14 protein-coding genes and 1 tRNA gene are annotated in these 15,867 nt (G+C 68.5%); 12 read left to right on the top strand and 3 right to left on the bottom strand.

Annotated elements, in window-relative coordinates:
• Positions 1–6 precede the first annotated feature (6 nt).
• The 3 genes from LTI14_RS05405 to LTI14_RS05415 all read left to right on the top strand — a co-directional run bounded on the left by LTI14_RS05405 (position 7) and on the right by LTI14_RS05415 (position 1,718).
• A complete protein-coding gene (locus LTI14_RS05405) occupies positions 7–558 on the top strand; it encodes an adenine phosphoribosyltransferase (protein WP_241470510.1) in 552 nt (183 codons plus the stop codon).
• A 76-nt stretch (positions 559–634) separates the two neighbouring features.
• Positions 635–722 (top strand) — tRNA-Ser (locus LTI14_RS05410).
• A 174-nt stretch (positions 723–896) separates the two neighbouring features.
• Entirely contained in the window at positions 897–1,718 is an 822-nt protein-coding gene (locus tag LTI14_RS05415) for a helix-turn-helix domain-containing protein (RefSeq protein WP_241465264.1), read from the top strand.
• Here the strand turns inward: LTI14_RS05415 and LTI14_RS05420 are convergent.
• Positions 1,673–2,881, bottom strand: a complete 1,209-nt coding sequence (locus LTI14_RS05420) for a globin domain-containing protein (RefSeq protein ID WP_241465265.1) — start codon at positions 2,879–2,881, stop codon at positions 1,673–1,675. The genes LTI14_RS05415 and LTI14_RS05420 overlap by 46 nt on opposite strands.
• Positions 2,882–3,149: 268 nt before the next feature.
• Between LTI14_RS05420 and LTI14_RS05425 the strand changes: the two genes are divergently transcribed.
• Positions 3,150–4,076 carry a thermonuclease family protein gene (locus LTI14_RS05425; RefSeq protein WP_241475997.1) on the top strand — a complete coding sequence of 309 codons (927 nt, stop codon included), beginning with the start codon at positions 3,150–3,152 and terminating at the stop codon, positions 4,074–4,076.
• A 17-nt stretch (positions 4,077–4,093) separates the two neighbouring features.
• A complete protein-coding gene (locus tag LTI14_RS05430) occupies positions 4,094–4,351 on the top strand; it encodes a hypothetical protein (protein ID WP_241475998.1) in 258 nt (85 codons plus the stop codon).
• A gap of 54 nt (positions 4,352–4,405) precedes the next feature.
• Here LTI14_RS05430 and LTI14_RS05435 read toward each other — a convergent pair whose 3' ends face one another.
• Positions 4,406–4,876: a GNAT family N-acetyltransferase gene (locus tag LTI14_RS05435; RefSeq protein ID WP_241475999.1), complete on the bottom strand. Its 471-nt coding sequence runs from the start codon at positions 4,874–4,876 to the stop codon at positions 4,406–4,408.
• 36 nt (positions 4,877–4,912) lie between these two features.
• On the opposite strand from LTI14_RS05435, the gene LTI14_RS05440 reads away from it, so the two are divergent.
• Positions 4,913–5,371 (top strand): 23S rRNA (pseudouridine(1915)-N(3))-methyltransferase RlmH, encoded by a 459-nt coding sequence (locus tag LTI14_RS05440; RefSeq protein WP_241465269.1) that lies wholly within the window; start codon positions 4,913–4,915, stop codon positions 5,369–5,371.
• On the top strand, positions 5,364–6,080 hold the full coding sequence (locus LTI14_RS05445; protein WP_241465270.1) for an NADPH-dependent F420 reductase: 717 nt from the start codon (positions 5,364–5,366) through the stop codon (positions 6,078–6,080). The genes LTI14_RS05440 and LTI14_RS05445 overlap by 8 nt, the downstream gene beginning before the upstream one ends.
• Before the next feature lie 23 nt (positions 6,081–6,103).
• Here the strand turns inward: LTI14_RS05445 and LTI14_RS05450 are convergent, their stop codons facing one another.
• Positions 6,104–6,541 (bottom strand): dihydrofolate reductase family protein, encoded by a 438-nt coding sequence (locus LTI14_RS05450; protein WP_241465271.1) that lies wholly within the window; start codon positions 6,539–6,541, stop codon positions 6,104–6,106.
• Between the two features lie 140 nt (positions 6,542–6,681).
• On the opposite strand from LTI14_RS05450, the gene LTI14_RS05455 reads away from it, so the two are divergent.
• The 5 genes from LTI14_RS05455 to LTI14_RS05475 all read left to right on the top strand — a co-directional run bounded on the left by LTI14_RS05455 (position 6,682) and on the right by LTI14_RS05475 (position 15,843).
• Positions 6,682–11,577 carry a DNA glycosylase AlkZ-like family protein gene (locus LTI14_RS05455; RefSeq protein WP_241476000.1) on the top strand — a complete coding sequence of 1,632 codons (4,896 nt, stop codon included), beginning with the start codon at positions 6,682–6,684 and terminating at the stop codon, positions 11,575–11,577.
• An 85-nt stretch (positions 11,578–11,662) separates the two neighbouring features.
• On the top strand, positions 11,663–12,328 hold the full coding sequence (locus LTI14_RS05460; RefSeq protein ID WP_241476001.1) for a VOC family protein: 666 nt from the start codon (positions 11,663–11,665) through the stop codon (positions 12,326–12,328).
• Between the two features lie 37 nt (positions 12,329–12,365).
• Positions 12,366–13,385, top strand: coding sequence for a pseudouridine synthase (locus LTI14_RS05465; protein WP_241465274.1), 1,020 nt, complete (start codon positions 12,366–12,368; stop codon positions 13,383–13,385).
• Positions 13,382–14,035 (top strand): DedA family protein, encoded by a 654-nt coding sequence (locus LTI14_RS05470; protein ID WP_241465275.1) that lies wholly within the window; start codon positions 13,382–13,384, stop codon positions 14,033–14,035. The genes LTI14_RS05465 and LTI14_RS05470 overlap by 4 nt, the downstream gene beginning before the upstream one ends.
• 77 nt (positions 14,036–14,112) lie before the next feature.
• Positions 14,113–15,843, top strand: coding sequence for a hypothetical protein (locus tag LTI14_RS05475; protein WP_241476002.1), 1,731 nt, complete (start codon positions 14,113–14,115; stop codon positions 15,841–15,843).
• The last annotated feature ends 24 nt before the right edge of the window (positions 15,844–15,867 follow it).

Raw genomic sequence — 15,867 nt, forward strand, 5'->3', positions numbered from 1 at the left:
GCGGTCGTGTCCACACTTTCCTCACCGCAGCTCTCCGCGCCCTCGCCCGAGCGGCTGGCCCATGCGCAGTCGCTCTTCGCAGTCACCCCCGACTTCCCCGAACCAGGCATCCTCTTTCAGGACATCTCCCCCGTGCTTGCGGATCCGGCCGCGCTGCGCACGGTGGCCGAGGGCCTGCTGGCCCCCTTCGCCGGGAGCTTCGACATGGTCGCCGGGATCGAGGCCCGCGGGTTCACCCTGGCAGGGATGATCGCCGCGCTGACCGGCACCGGATTCATGCCCATCCGCAAGGCAGGGAAGCTGCCGGCACCTGCCGGGCGGGTTGAGTACACGCTGGAGTACGGCACCGCGGTGATCGAGGCTCCCGATGTGCTCAAGCCCGAGCACCGGGTGCTGATCGTCGATGACGTGCTGGCCACCGGCGGCACCCTGGCAGCGACCCGGGAGCTGATCGGCCAGCTTGACTGTCAGGTGGCCGGCGCCGCCGTCGTCTTGGAGATCGGAGGGCTTGGCGGACGCCTGCTCTGCGGCGAGGTGCACGCCCTGTTCCAGGGCTGAGCTGACCTGTTGAGACCGTGCCCGCCGTGGGTGCTTTTGGGTGAGCGCGAGATGTTTGCGTATACTCAACGGGCCTGGTGACGTGTCCGAGCGGCCGAAGGTGCAGCACTCGAAATGCTGTGTGCGGTTACCCCGCACCGTGGGTTCAAATCCCACCGTCACCGCCGACCGAGAGCCCCGCTGATCTGCAGTCATGCAGCCGGCGGGGTTTTCTGCACCCCCAGCGTCCTCAAGGTGCTTCTGCGGCCTGGCGGCACCGCCGAAGCGCCGGTAGAACGGGTAGAGGCCGGCAGGACGTGGTCTTCGATTCTGTGGCCGCGATACGTATCCTGGAAGTTATGCCTCGGCGAGTGGATGACTATCGGGGACTCACGCAGAAGAGTCGACTGCGACTGCTCCATGCGGTCCAGCGGGTCCCCGGCCGCAGGCTGCAGGAGCTCGCTGAGGAAGCCTGCGTCCCAGTCAGCACTGCACGAGACCATCTGCGCGTGCTCGAGGACGAGGGACTGATCGCGAGCGCCCCCGTGGACACCGGCCGTCGAGGCCGCCCGCCGCACGGGTACTCCCCCGTCCAGCGGATCGAACACAGCCAGGCGGCCGAACGACGAGCAGCTGCAGCCAGAGCGCGGGGCGATCTGCTTCGCGACCTCGCCCCTGAACTCGACCACAGCGACTCACTCGGGACGAAAGCGGTGCACCAACTCGATGCCCTGTACGAGCATCTGGAGGATGCCGGCATGGAGCCTGAGCTTGACGAACAGGAACTCACAGTCGGGCTGCTGCCCTGCCTCTATGAGGAGATGATCGACGAAGAGCGGCCGCTCGTCTGCTCTGTGCACGCGAAGCTCGTCCGGGACCAGCTCGCGCAGGTCTCCGGCCCACTGGAGCTGCGCCGTCTGCATCCCTTCCTCAGTCCGAAACGGTGTGTGATCGTGCTTGCTCTCAAAGGGGAAGCGGCCCGCTCCACTCAGCCCGGCGGTCTTGACGGCGACTGCGACGATGCAGCACTCGAGCAGGGCGCGGTGCGGGCAAAGCGCACACTGGATCATTCGGCCGATGAGAGCCTTGGAGATCCAGCGTGCTGTGACCACACCCCACCCGCCTCCGGGGGAGGCTATGCGGGCTGCTGTGCCCAGAGGTCCGGGCCGAACACCTCGTAGTGGATGTTCTCGCTCGGCACGCCCTGGTCGATCAGCGAGCGCCGCGCGCTCTGCATGAAGGGCAGCGGTCCACACATGAACACCTGCGCCTCCTCGGGAAGCTCCACGTCGGAGAGGTTCATGAATCCCGACTTTGCCGGATGCAGGGTCGGCGCGATCTCCGCGTCCTTCTCGTACCAGTTCTGGGCACGAGCATCCGGCATCGCAAGCACCTGCCGACGGAGTCCGTCGTAGAGCGCGTGGTGCGCATGCGACTTGTCGGCGTGGAAGAGCCGGACCGTGCGCTCCGGCTGCCGACGCGAGAGGTCTTCCATGATGGCCGCCACCGGGGTGATGCCGATTCCCGCAGAGACCAGCACCAGCGGAACATCGGTCTCATCGAGCACCACGTCGCCCGCGGGCTGTGACACATCGAGGATCGTGCCCGGCTGGGCGTTCTCGTACAGCCAGCCCGAGACCTGCCCGTCGGGCATCCCGTCGACGCCACGGACCCGCTTGATCGTCACGCGCAGGGAATCGCCGCGCGGACCCGATGAGATCGTGTACTGCCGCGGCTGACGCAGCCCGTCCGGAAGATCCACAGCGATCGCGACATACTGTCCCGTCCGATGCGCTGGCACCTGGCCGTCCACCGGGGCAAGCAGCAGAGAGAACACCTCTCCGGACTCCTCGAAACGCTCCACGACCCGATATCTGCCCCATGGGTGATCAGGATCTGTGCCGCCCTCGGCGTAGAGCTTGCCCTCTTCAGCGATCAGGGCCGTAGCGAAGAGCCAATAGACCTCGTCCCATGCGGACGCGACCTCGGGGGTGATCGCGTCACCGAGCACCTTCTTCACCGCAGCGAGCAGGTACCGGCCGACGACCAGATACTCGGACGCCTGGATGCCGAGTGAGACATGCTTATGGGCGATGCGCCGCATCACCGGCGTGAAGTCCGGCGCGTCGGGGTCGATCAGATGCACCGCGAACGCCACGACCGACGCCGCGAGCGCCTTCGGCTGCTCACCGATCGCCTGGTTCGCCCGGTTGAACACGTTGAACAGCTCGGGGTGGGCCTCGAACATGTCCGCGTAGAAGAGCGTGCTGATGGCTTCGGCATGCTCGGCGACGACGCCCGCAGTCTGCTCGACGACGTCGGTGGACTCTGGAGACAGTCTCATCGGGTGGCCTCTCTCTGGTTCTTCGCCACCAGGAACCGGGTGGACTCTTCGATGGTCTCGCACTGCCTCCTCGTGGCGTAGGAGGTTTCACCGCGTTTATTCATCGGCCTTGCCTGCAGGCGCGTCTCGGCATCTATCACCCCACGGGCACCTACTGTGGTGCGGGAGCCGCGCTCTCCGCACGGGTCTCTCGCCCGCACCAGATGAGGTTCAATCGATGTCGCAGCGCTTCCCGGGGCAATACCCCCTGCCCAGCAACCCTCCTGGCGTGGGTGCAGAGAAGCTCACGGCCTGGCAGAAGTTCCAGCGCTGGCCGATCATCCTCCGCATTGCGACCATCGGCTGTGGCGGATTCATCGCGCTGTTCGTTCTGCTGATGATCATCGGCCTCGTCGCATTCATGGTGAACCCCAACGAGGTTGAAGAACGCGCCGCCGCGACGGAGGAGCAGGAGCTCGTCGTCGAGGAGTCTGAGGACCCTGCGGAACCTGAGGAGACCGACGAGCCTTCGGAGGAGCCCTCCAAGTCCGAGACGCCCTCGACATCTCCGACTCCGACCCCAAGTCCGACGCCGACTCCGACGCCCACCCCCACCCCGACGCCCACTCCGACGCCCACCCCCACCGCTGATCCGAACGAGCACACCGCCGTCGTCGTGCGCATCATCGACGGAGACACCGTGGAGCTGGACTCCGGGGACACTGTCAGGGTGAGCGGGATTGACACTCCTGAACGTGGCGAGTGCCATTTCGACACCGCATCCACCCGGATGAGCGAGCTGGTGCTGGGCAGGACCGTCACACTGACCCGCGATGGCGAGGACACCGATCGCTATGACCGAATCCTGCGCTACGTGGACGTCGGAGGGACCGACGCGGGCAAGACCCTGATCGAGGAGGGCCTCGCGGTCGCCCGGTATGACTCCCGGGACGGCTATGGCTTCCACACCCGGGAACCGGGTTACATCGCGGCCGACGACGGCGCCCCGCTGCAGACCTGCGCCCCCGAGCCCGCCCCGGTTCCACCGTCCGGCCAGCAGGGCGGAAACTGCGATCCCAACTACACGCCCTGCATCCCGGTCTACCCGCCGGACATCAACTGTGGCGATCTGGACTTCCCGGTCCGAGTCATCGGTGCCGACCCGCATGGCCTGGACGGCGATGGCGACGGTTATGGATGCGAGGCCAACGGCTGAGGCGCTATCGTGCTGTCATGGCGAAAAGCTCCAGGTCCAGCGAGTATGAACGCGTGGAACACTTCACCGCTGATCCATCCACCGTCGAGTGGGCCTCCAGCGGCAAGTTCTGGACCAGCTGGCAGAGTGCGGTCGCGATCATGGGCATCCCGCTCATCGCCTGGATGTACCTCGCGCCGTCTGACCTCCAGCTGAGCCCCGGCTGGCATCTGGTCTCTTGGCTTGCGATCTTCGTGGTCGCCACCGCGGCAGGCCGCATCCGCCGCCGCTTCTGAAACATCATGAAGCCTGAGGGAAGTCAGACCCTGGGAACTTCCAAGACCTGAGCGTCAGCCTCGACGCATCGGCACGTGGGGAATCCCGTCTTCCAGGAACTGCTCCCCGGACCGGACGAAGCCGAAGGCCTCATACCAGCCCTGCAGCGGCGCCTGGGCGTCGAGCACGACCTGCGATTCAGCTGACGGCCCGGCGCAGAACTCCAGCGCGCGCTTCATCAGCTCACGGGCCACCCCGGTCCCGCGCGCGTCAGGGGCCGCCACCACACGCCCGATCCGGAAGCCCGCCGACTCGTGGAGGATCCGCAGCGTGGCGGTGGGCGCGGCGTCGTCTCCGGACTCCTCGCCCGAGGTGCCGTTGACCGCCCAGAACATCACCGCACCGGGCTCCAGGTCTCGACCGTCGAGCTCCGGGTACGGGCACTGCTGCTCGACCACGAAGGCATCGGTGCGCAGCTTCAGGATGAGGTAGAGCGAGACGGGATCCATCTGGGCCACGGGGGCAGCGTGAAACTGAGCAGGCATGGGCTCCATCCTAGGCTTGCCGGTAGTCTCAGACCCATGAGCATCACTGCCCTGGCCATCGGCAAGAAGCATGAGAAGTGGGCCGCGGAGGGGATCGAGCGCTACACCAGGCGGCTCCGCAAGCCGTATGACCTGGACTGGAAGCTGCTTCCGCATTCCTCCCGCGAGCATGATGCAGCCCGCCAGGAGGAGTCCGAACGGATCCTCGCCGCGCTGAAGACCAAGGATCACGTCATCCTGCTCGATGAGCGTGGCAAGAACATCAGCTCGACGGGCCTGGCCGAGCATCTCCAGGCCAGCTTCGACAATGGGCAGCACGTCGTGGTGATCATCGGCGGGGCCTATGGTGTCACCGATGAGCTGCAGCACCGCGCCGACTTCGTCTGGTCGCTCTCCAAGCTCGTCTTCCCGCACCAGCTGGTCCGGATGCTGCTCGCCGAGCAGGTCTACCGCGCCCAGGAGATCTCCGGAGGGCGGGCGTATCACCATGTCTGAGCGGTCTGCACCCGCCGCGGAGCCTTCCCCCGAACCCGCGGCGGCGGCAGCCTCGGAGACCACCCGACCCGTTGTCGGCATCCTCGGGGCCGGCCGAGCCGGCACCGCCTTCGCCCGGGCCCTGCTGCGCGCCGGGGTCGCTGTGGACATCGCCTCCACCCGCCCGCCCCGAGCGCTGCAGCATCACCTCAAGATCTACGCCCCCGGTGCAGTCCCGGTGGTAGGTGCGGACATCGCCGCGCGTGCCCGGGATTCCAGCGGGATCGTCATCCTCGCGGTCCCGCAGGAGGAGCTCGATGAGGTGGACCCGGACTGGGTGGTCGGCACCGTGCTGATCGACGCGACCAACACCTGGCAGGACGAGCTGCTCCCGTGCTGGCTGCAGGCCGCGGTGGATGAACAGCTGCCCACCTCCATGGCACTGGCCGGACGGTTCGGCTCCGCGCGGGTGATCAAGGCGCTGAACCACATCGCCCACGCCGATATCGACGACGCCGCCCGGCCCGCCGCCGAGCTGTCCCAGCGCCGAGCGCTCGCCGTCGCCGGAGATGACGACGCCGCCCGCGGACTGGTCATGGGACTGCTGGACCGCATCGGTTTCGATCCGGTCTCCCTCGGCGCGCTGGCCGCGGGACGGATCATGGAGCCCGACGGGCCGCTGTTCAACCGCCCGCTGCGCCGCGAGGACATCCTGCGCTTCGCCCGCTGAGCCGCTGGCCGTGGCGATGAAGATCACCCGGTGCGGCGGGTGACGACCAGGTGCATGTAGTCGATCAGATCCGCCTCGAGGAACTGCCGCAGCGTGGCCACCCCGCCGCCGATCCGCACGTCAAGGCCTCCGGCGAGATCGCGCGCGTGATCCAGTGCGGAGACCCGGTCGGTATCCAAGAAATGGAAGGTCGTGCCGCCTGCCATCTCGAGCATCGGCCGCGGGTGGTGGGTCACCACCACCACGGGGGTGTGGAAGACCGGGTCATCGCCCCACCAGCCCTTCCATTCCTCATCCGCCCATGGGCCGCGCTGCGGGCCGAACTTGTGTCGTCCCATGATCTCCACACCGATGCTTCGCCCCCACCGGCTCGCGAACGCCTCATCGACACCGCGGGACCCTTCGGTCTTGCCATGTAAGCCCATCTCGCGGAAGGTCCGGGTTTCGAACGCCCACTCCATCAACCGCGGCGTCTGACGGATCGTCGGCGTTTCGCGTCAGAATGACGACTCCGGCGAGCGCGCATTCCACCTCATCCCGCCCGATTCATGAGGGGTGAGATGCGTCTATGGATGTCCGTGGCGGCCTCTAGAGTAAGACCATGACCGCCCTGGAACCTTTCACCGAGCCGACCCGGCGCTGGTTCCAAGCATCCTTCGGTGCACCCACCGCCGCGCAGGCTGGCGCCTGGGCTGCCGTGGCGCAGGGCAAGAACGCGCTTGTGGTCGCGCCCACCGGCTCGGGCAAGACGCTCTCGGCCTTCCTCTGGTCGATCGACCAACTCTTCGCCGCACCCACCGCGGGCACCTCGGTGCTCTACATCTCGCCTCTGAAGGCGCTCGGCGTGGACATCGAACGCAACCTGCGCAGCCCGCTGGTCGGGATCGCGCACACCGCCCGCCGCCTCGCCGCCGAGGGCGCCGCGGACGAGCCGCCGGAGATCACCGTCGGGGTGCGCACCGGCGACTCCACGCCCAAGGAGCGTCGGGACCTGGTTCGGAAGCCCCCGCAGATCCTGATCACCACCCCGGAATCGCTCTACCTGATGCTCACCTCCCAGGCCCGGAGCACGCTGACCGGGATCAAGACCGTGATCATCGATGAGGTCCACGCCCTGGCCGGCACCAAGCGCGGCGCCCATCTGGCGGTCTCGCTGGAGCGGCTGAACAACCTGCTGGCAGCCCCGGCCCAGCGGATCGGGCTCTCCGCCACGGTGGAACCCCGCGAGGAGGTGGCCCGCTTCCTGGGCGGCTCGGCGACGGTGGAGATCGTCGCACCGAAGTCGGAGAAGAAATGGGACATCACCGTCTCGGTCCCGGTGGAGGACCTGGCCTCCCCCAGCACCGCCCCGCCCGAGAGCGCGACCCCGTTCCCCGCCGCCTCGAACGGCAGCGGAAACCCCGACGCCGCGGCCGGCATCCCTGCGCGCACTCCTGCAATCGACTTCCCGCCCGACGACGCGCTGCTCAGCGACCAGCCGCTGCAGCCCAGCATCTGGCCGCACGTGGAGCACCGGGTCGTGGATCTGGTCACCGAGAACCGCTCCACCATCGTGTTCGTGAACTCTCGTCGGCTCGCGGAGAAGCTCACCGGGCGGATCAACGAGATCTGGTCCGAACGCCAGCCCCCCACCGCTCGGAACACCGACGACGCCGCCGCATCCGCCCCCGGGGATGACGGGGACGCGGGCGAGCCCGCACCGCTGGCCCGTTCACACCACGGCTCGGTCTCGAAGGAACAGCGCAAGCTCACCGAAGAGGCGCTGAAATCAGGCCAGCTGCGCTGTGTGGTCGCCACCTCCTCCCTCGAGCTCGGCATCGACATGGGCGCCGTGGACCTGGTCATCCAGGTGGAGGCCCCCTTCGCGGTCTCCGCCGGGCTCCAGCGCATCGGCCGGGCCGGGCACCAGGTGGGTGAGGTCTCGGTCGGCTGGTTCTTCCCCAAGCACCGCGGGGACCTGGTGAGCACCGCCGTGATCGTCGAGCGGATGCTCGCCGGGCAGATCGAGGCCCTGCACATCCCGCGCAACCCGCTGGATATCCTTGCCCAGCAGACGGTGGCCGCCGCCGCGATGGACCCGCTGGATGTGGAGTCCTGGTTCGAGACGCTGCGCCGCAGCGCCCCCTTCGCCACGCTGCCGCGCTCGGCCTATGAGGCCACCCTGGACCTGCTCGCCGGCAAATACCCCTCCGACCGGTTCGCCGAGCTGCGCCCCCGAGTGATCTGGGACCGCGACGCGGGCACGATCAGCGGGCGCCCCGGCGCACAGCGGATCGCGGTCACCTCCGGCGGCACCATTCCCGACCGCGGGCTCTTCGGGGTCTACCTCGCCGGCGGAGAAGACTCCGGATCGGCCCGCTCCGGCGGCCGCCGGGTCGGTGAGCTCGATGAAGAGATGGTCTACGAGTCCCGGGTCGGCGACGTCTTCGCGCTGGGCGCCACCAGCTGGCGGATCCAGGAGATCACCTTCGACCGGGTGCTCGTCGTCCCGGCCTTCGGGCAGCCCGCCTCGCTGCCCTTCTGGCGCGGCGACGGCTTCGGCCGTCCCGCCGAGCTCGGCCGCGCGCTGGGCCGGTTCACCCGGGAGGTCCACGCCGGCGCCGCAGAGCCCACCGCCGAGCGGCTCACCGCGCTGGGCATGGACACCTGGGCGCAGCAGAACCTGCTGCGCTACTTCACCGAACAGCAGGAGGCCGCCGGGGTGCTCCCCAGCGACACCACCCTGGTGGTGGAACAGACCAAGGACGAGCTCGGTGACTGGCGGATCGTGCTGCTCTCGCCCTACGGACTGCAGGTCCACGCCCCCTGGGCGCTGGCGGTCGGTGAACGCCTGCACGACCGGTTCGGCCTCGACGGCTCGGCCATGGCCAGCGACGACGGGATCGTGCTGCGCGTCCCGATGATGGATGAAGACCCGCCCGGCGCGGAGCTCTTCGCCTTCGACCCCGACGAGCTTGAGGATCTGGTCACCGGCCAGGTCAGCTCCTCTGCGCTGTTCGCCGGCCGGTTCCGCGAGGCAGCCGCCCGGGCCCTGCTGCTGCCCAAGCAGAACCCCGGACAGCGCACTCCGCTGTGGCAGCAGCGCCAACGATCCTCCCAGCTGCTGGAGGTCGCCTCGGGCTACCCTGACTTCCCGGTGATCATGGAGGCCATGCGGGAGGTCCTGCAGGACGTCTACGACATGCCGGCCCTGCTGGAGCTGCTGCGCAGCATCACCCAGCGCAGGCTCAAGATCGTGGAGACGACCACCTCGAAGCCCTCCCCCTTCGCCCAGTCCATCCTCTTCGGCTACATCGCGCAGTTCCTCTACGAGGGAGACTCCCCGCTGGCCGAACGCCGGGCCGCCGCGCTCTCGGTGGACCCGGCCCTGCTGGGTGAGCTGCTGGGCCGGGTGGAGCTGCGTGAGTTCCTCGACGCCGCGATCATCGCCGACTCCGAGGCCTACGCCCAGCGGCTGCTCCCCTCCCGGCACCTGCGCGGCGAAGAGGGCGTCGCAGACCTGCTGCGCCTGCTCGGCCCGCTGACCGAAGAGCAGCTCGCCGCCCGGCTCGAAGACGGTGAGCCCGCGAAGCACCATGCCGAGGCCCTGGTCTCGAATCAGCGCGCCTTCCGGGTGATGTGGCGCACCGGCACCTCTCCAGAGTCCGGCGCCGACGGCGAGCAGGATCAGGTTGAGGAGCGCTACGCCGCGATCGAGGACGCCTCACGGCTGCGCGACGGTCTGGGCACACCCATCCCGGTCGGCATCCCCTACGCCTTCCTGGACCCGGTCGAGGATCCGCTCGGCGATCTCGTCGGGCGCTATGCCCGCACCCACGGACCCTTCCTGGTGGAGGAGGCGGCGGCCGAGCTGGGACTCAGCCGCGCCGTCGTCGTGGACACGCTGACCCGGCTGGTGCGCGAGCACCGGGTGGTGGAGGGACTGTTCCGACCCGACCGGGTGATCCCCGCCGATGCCCGGCCCGGCACGGTGGAGTACTGCGATGCCGAGATGCTGCGCAGGATCCGACGCCGCTCCCTGGCCGCCCTGCGCGCCCAGGTGGAGCCGGTGCCCACCCCCGCCTACGCCCAGTTCCTGCTCGAATGGCAGGGCATCACCGCGGCCCGCGGGAAAGGCTCCTCCTCCTCGGGGGTCTCCGCCGTGGCGGAATCGCTGGCCCAGCTCTCCGGTGCAGCCGCGCCGGCCAGCGCCTGGGAGTCCTATATCCTCCCGGCGCGGATCCCCGACTACCGGCCGGGGATGCTCGACGAGCTGCTCTCCGCCGGGGAGTTCCTCGCCGTGGGCAAGGGGGCGCTGAGCGGGCATGACGGCTGGCTGGCCTTCTACCCGCGGGAGGACGCCGAGACGCTGCTGAACCAGCCGGGCAGCACCGGGCTGGGCAGCAACGGAGAAGACTTCACCCCCACCGCGCTGCAGGAGTCGATCCTCGAGATCCTGGCCCGCGGCGGCGCCTGGTTCATCGAGGCGCTGCACGACCAGCTCGACCCCGACCTCACAGGCTCCCGGGAGAGCACCAAGAACGCGCTCTGGGAGCTGTTCTGGGCGGGACGGGTCGCCCCCGACAGCTTCGCCGCGCTGCGCAGATTCATGTCCACCGGGACCACCGCGCACAAGAAGCAGCCCACACCGGCGCGACCGAGGCACACCTCACGGCGGATGGCGCTGCGCCGGGCCACCGAATCACACCGCACCCGGATCGCCGGGAACGCCGCCTCCGGACCCACCGGCGGCGGCGCGGGCGGCCGCTGGCAGCTCGTCCCGAACGGTTCGGTGGATGCCACCGTCGCCGCGCACACCCGCGCCGAGATCCTGCTGGACCGCTACGGGGTGGTCACCCGCGGCTCGGTGATGTCCGAGCAGCAGTCAGGTCTGGGCGCCTCCGCAAAGGGCGGCTTCGCGGCGGTCTACAAGGTGCTCTCCGCGGCCGAGGACTCCGGGCAGATCCGGCGCGGATACTTCATCGAACAGCTCGGCGCCGCCCAGTTCACCTCCTCGGCGACCATCGATCAGCTGCGCTGGATCTCCGAACGCCTCGAAGACGCCGCCGAACAGGCCGGCGCCGAATCAGGCACCGGGACGCCCAGGGCGGGAGCCTCCGGCTCGAGCACATCGGGCGGCGGGAAGAAGCAGGATGCTGCGGTGGTGCTCGCCGCCACCGACCCGGCGAATCCCTACGGGGCGGCCCTGGACTGGCCGGAGCTGGAGAGCTCCACGCACCGACCTGGACGCAAGGCCGGCGCCGTCGTGGTGCTCTACCGCGGGCGGCTGGTGCTCTACATGGAGCGCGGAGGCCGCACCCTGCTGCTCTTCACCGAGGACGAATCCACCATGGACCTGATCTCCCGGGCGCTGGTGCCGGCCCTGCGCGCGGCCAAGACCGGACGGATCGCGGTGGAACGGGTCAACGGAGACCGGATCCTGACCCACCCGCTGGGACAGCTGCTGCGCGACGCCGGCTTCAACTCCTCGCCCTCCGGGCTGAGATTCGCGCCATGATCACCGCACCGGATCACTGCCATGACGCCTCACCCGCGCAGCGCGCAGTCATAGAGAACACAGGATTTCCGGCTAGGGTGAAGTCATGACTCTTTGCATTCCGTTTCTGATGTTCCAGGGTCAGGCCCAAGAAGCGATCGACCACTACCTCGACGTCTTCCCTGACGCTGAGCTGCTGGAGATCGTGCACCACCCCGCGGGCACCGAGATCTATGACCCCACCCCGCGGCCCTCCGCTGAGCCCGTGGACCCTGCCGACACCGAAGTCCCAGAGGACTCCGACGGCGGGAAAGGTTCGGACGCCGTGAAGGAGACCGAGCCGACCCAGCCTGAGTCCACCGAGACTGAGCAGACCGAGGCTGAGTCGACCGACACGACGCTGATCACGGTCAAGCATGCCCAGGACGCCTCTGATCACGAAGAGGTCATCACCGTTCCAGTCCCGCTGGTCGCCACCGCGCAGCTGAGGATCGGCGGGCAGGTGCTGATGATCCAGGACAGCCTGATGAAGCATCAGTTCAGCTTCACCCCCTCGATCTCCGTGGCCGTGGTCGTGGACTCCGCGGCGGAGTTCCATCAGATCGTGGACAGCCTGGCCCCGGGCGGAGAGTTCCTCATGGAGCCCGACGACTACGACTTCGCCACGAACTTCGCCTGGATCAAGGACCGCTTCGGCATGTCCTGGCAGGTCAACCAGCCCCTGGGGCAGCCCGAGCCCACCGCCCGCGCCGAGGCGCCGGTCTGGGGCTGAGCCGCCCCGGCTCGCTGACCTGCCCAGAAACTGACCTGTGACGCAGAAGTCTCCTCTCCCCGTGCGCAACGGCGTCAATGCCACGCGCCTGCGGGTCCCGCTGAACGGGCCCTGGCACACCGTCCATGACTACGTGCTGGAGACCTTCGGACACATCGACCATGGCGGGATCACCCGGCGCTTCGATGACGGCGACGTCGTCGACGTCCACGGGGCGCCGCTGAGCACGTCCACCCCGCTGGGCGACCTCGAGTTCCTCTGGTACTACCGCTCGGTCAGCCAGGAGATCCCGCTGCCGGTGACCGAGGAGCTCATCCATGAGGATGAACACCTGGTGGTGGTGGACAAGCCACACTTCCTGCCCACCACCCCGGCAGGCCGCTATGTCCAGGAATCACTGCTGGTTCGGCTGCGGAACACGCTCAACCTCCCGGACCTGGTGCCGATCCATCGGCTGGACCGGGGCACGGCCGGCGTCGTGCTGTTCTCCAAACAGCCCGACACCCGGGGGGCGTATCAGCTGCTCTTCGAGAACCGCGTGGTGGAGAAGTCATACGAATGCGTCAGCGCCACCCCGGCGGGGATGAGCCCCGAGACCATGGCCTCGCGGTTCCCGCTCACCGTGCGCAACAAGATCGAGAAGACCAAGGGCGTGGTGGTCTCCCAACTGGCCTCATACGCCCCGGAACACTCCGGCAAGCGCCCGCATGACCGCACAGCCCGGCAGGGCAAGCGTCGAACCGAGGCCATCCCCGGTGCGAACTCCTCCTCCCAGATCGAGCTGCTCTCCACCGGACGCAGCCGCTCAGGGCACGACGTCGGCCACTTCCGGCTCAATCCACACACCGGAAAGACTCACCAGCTGCGCATTCACATGGCACTTCTCGGTCTCGGTATTCTGAATGATCGTTTCTATCCCGAACTTCTCGATGACGCCCCTGATGAGTTCGACAAGCCGCTCCAGCTGCTGGCCAAGACACTCACCTTCACCGACCCGATGACCGGGGTGCCACGCAGCTTCATCTCGTCTCGAACCCTTCAGGAGACCCCGCAGTGACCAATCCCGCGATCGCCTTCGGCATCAGTGACCTCGGCGATCCGGCGCTCTATCAGGAGTGGGGGCTCTACTACTTCCTGTTCATGGCAGTGGCGGTGGCGTTCACCGCGATCGTGCCGCCGTTTCCCTCCGAGGTCATGGTGATCGCCTCAGGCACGATGGCCGCCGAGGAGATCTTCCCGCTGCTGCTGGTGCTCGCCGTGACCTTCATCGGCTGCCTCATCGGCGACATCGGGGTCTACCTGCTCTTCCGCTACAAGCTCATCCGGCTGCTCTACCGCTGGAGGTGGGGACGTCGGCTGCACCGGAAGATGCTGCGCATCTCGCTGCGCGCCGGCGGCGCCTCCACCTGGGCGGGCCTGCTCCTCATCCGCGGGATTCCGGGGGGCCGCTCCGCCTCGATGGCAACGGCCGGGATCATGCGTCTCGGCGGCCGCTCCATCGTGGCGCTGTGCCTGCTGGGCTCACTCACGTGGAGCCTGTGGCTGGTCGGGTTAGGTTACATTACGGGAACAACTACAGGGCTCCCACCCTGGGCTAGCACGGCGGCCGCGATCGTTGTGGGTACCCTGGTGGGGTTGGGGATCACCGTGCTGATCACCCGACAGCGTTCGCGTCGGGGGTCCAGAAGAGAGTCGGCAGCCGCTTGACCAGCGACGATGTCCGGGCACCACGCTCCGACAGCTACTGCATATGCCAGCCATGACCTAGAGGGGGGAACCCGGGCTTGACCGAGAAGTCCCAGGACGAGTCCGCCGAGACGCTCACCGTCGCCGAGAAATCCGGCGCGGACACCGAGATCTCGCCTGCGTCCACCGAGGACAGCTCCGCCGAGGACACCTCGGCCGAGCGCGCAGATCCTGCCCGGAAGCAGGATCCCGCCACCGCGTCAGCGGCCCCTGCTGACGCTTCAGCGCCCGCCGAGAGCTCCGTGTCTGCTGGAGACTCTTCGCCTGCCGCAGGCTCTGTGTCCGGCTCAGACACCACGCCCGCCGAAGACTCCACACCGGCCGGAGATTCAACACCGGCCGCTGCCCAGTCGCCGACCCCTGCACCTTCCGCACCCTCGGTGCGCTGGAGCCGCCCCACGCCGGCGCGGCCCGCGCCGTCGAAGGCCAGCGCTCCTGAGACCGACCTCAGCAGCTTCTTCGACGACCTTGACGAGAAGTTCCTGGGCGCCGCCCGCCGCGTCGGCGCCGCCTTCCGCCGGTCCGCCCCGCAGGATCAGCCCGGTCCTGACGAGCAGCGCAGCAGGAACGGCAGGAAGAACGGCCGACCCGCATCGGGCCAGTCCACGGCGGGCGCCGCGCAGAGCCCGCCTGTCACACGCCCCGCGGCAGCACCCTCCAACGGCGTGGACCACTCCGGCTCTGCCCTTGGCAGCGCCGCCCGGGGGCCGGAGTCGTCCCCGCTGAGCCTGCCCCGGCCTCGCCGCGCCCTGGATGAGCAGCGGCAGCGCGACGTCATCCTGGAGAAGGCCGCAGCCATCGAGGCGGCCACCGCGATGAACCACCGGCCCACCGACCGGGACTACATCGAGTCCGCCGATGACGAAGAAGACCTCTTCACCTACATCCCGCCCTACAACATGCCCTCCAGGGACCCCGACCCCGCGCCGGTGCGCAGCGACCTCTACCGACAGATCTTTGTCACCCTGGGCGCCCTGGCAGCCCTGGTCTCGCTGATCTGGATGTTCGGCATCTTCCCCGGCTCCCCCGCCATCCTGGGCGGCAATGGGCTCGATGAGCTCGCCGGCGGCTGGTACTCCGGCGGACAGGCGCTGCTCTCCCCGAACGCGAACTTCTACTGGCTCTGGCCCATCATCGTGCTGGGCCTGCTGGCCCACGCGGTCCACCAGTGGACCACCACCCAGATCTCCACCCCACGGCAGCGCCGCTCTGGCTGGCAGGTCGGCTCGGCGTCGCTGTTCATGCTCATCTGGACGGCCAGCATCCACCACGGAATGCTCACCCTCGCGGCGCTGGCTTCCCTCGCTGCGGCATTGGCACTGATCGACGCGATCAGACAGTTCACCTTCCGCACCGCCCGCACCGGTCTGGAACGTCGATTCTCCGATACCACCACCGGTCTCTTCACCGGCTGGGCGATGGTCGCAGCGATGTCTTCGCTCTCCATCTGGCTGACCGCCATGGGATGGCGCGTCCCCGGCATCCCTGCGGTGCTCTGGGCGCTGCTCGGCCTGGGCATCTGCATCTGGGCCGCCGCCTACTACGCGATGACCGAACGCGGCAGGATCGCGGTCGCCCTCGGCATGGGCTGGGGCATGTTCTGGCTGATCTTCCCCCGGCTGCTCTCAGACGTCACCTCCGTGTGGGTCGCCATCTCCGCCGCGATGGGAGCCTTCGTGGTCATCCTCGCGACCGAATCCCGCCGGCACAAGATCAACCACGCGGAGCGTCGCGCCGCCATGGGGCGTCCGCTCGAAGACATCATCTGAACCAGCCCCGGTTGGACCACCGCA

This window comes from Nesterenkonia sp. YGD6 (assembly GCF_022565895.1).
Classification (GTDB): Bacteria; Actinomycetota; Actinomycetes; order Actinomycetales; family Micrococcaceae; genus Nesterenkonia.

Excerpts from the sequence above, each read along its gene's own strand:
- LTI14_RS05440 (WP_241465269.1), top strand. The coding sequence starts at position 4,913 with ATGAGCATCACTGCCCTGGCCATCGGCAAGAAGCATGAGAAGTGGGCC.
- LTI14_RS05455 (WP_241476000.1), top strand. The coding sequence starts at position 6,682 with ATGACCGCCCTGGAACCTTTCACCGAGCCGACCCGGCGCTGGTTCCAA.
- LTI14_RS05450 (WP_241465271.1), bottom strand. The coding sequence starts at position 6,541 with ATGGAGTGGGCGTTCGAAACCCGGACCTTCCGCGAGATGGGCTTACAT.
- LTI14_RS05435 (WP_241475999.1), bottom strand. The coding sequence starts at position 4,876 with ATGCCTGCTCAGTTTCACGCTGCCCCCGTGGCCCAGATGGATCCCGTC.
- LTI14_RS05445 (WP_241465270.1), top strand. The coding sequence starts at position 5,364 with ATGTCTGAGCGGTCTGCACCCGCCGCGGAGCCTTCCCCCGAACCCGCG.
- LTI14_RS05420 (WP_241465265.1), bottom strand. The coding sequence starts at position 2,881 with ATGAGACTGTCTCCAGAGTCCACCGACGTCGTCGAGCAGACTGCGGGC.
- LTI14_RS05460 (WP_241476001.1), top strand. The coding sequence starts at position 11,663 with ATGACTCTTTGCATTCCGTTTCTGATGTTCCAGGGTCAGGCCCAAGAA.
- LTI14_RS05415 (WP_241465264.1), top strand. The coding sequence starts at position 897 with ATGCCTCGGCGAGTGGATGACTATCGGGGACTCACGCAGAAGAGTCGA.
- LTI14_RS05430 (WP_241475998.1), top strand. The coding sequence starts at position 4,094 with ATGGCGAAAAGCTCCAGGTCCAGCGAGTATGAACGCGTGGAACACTTC.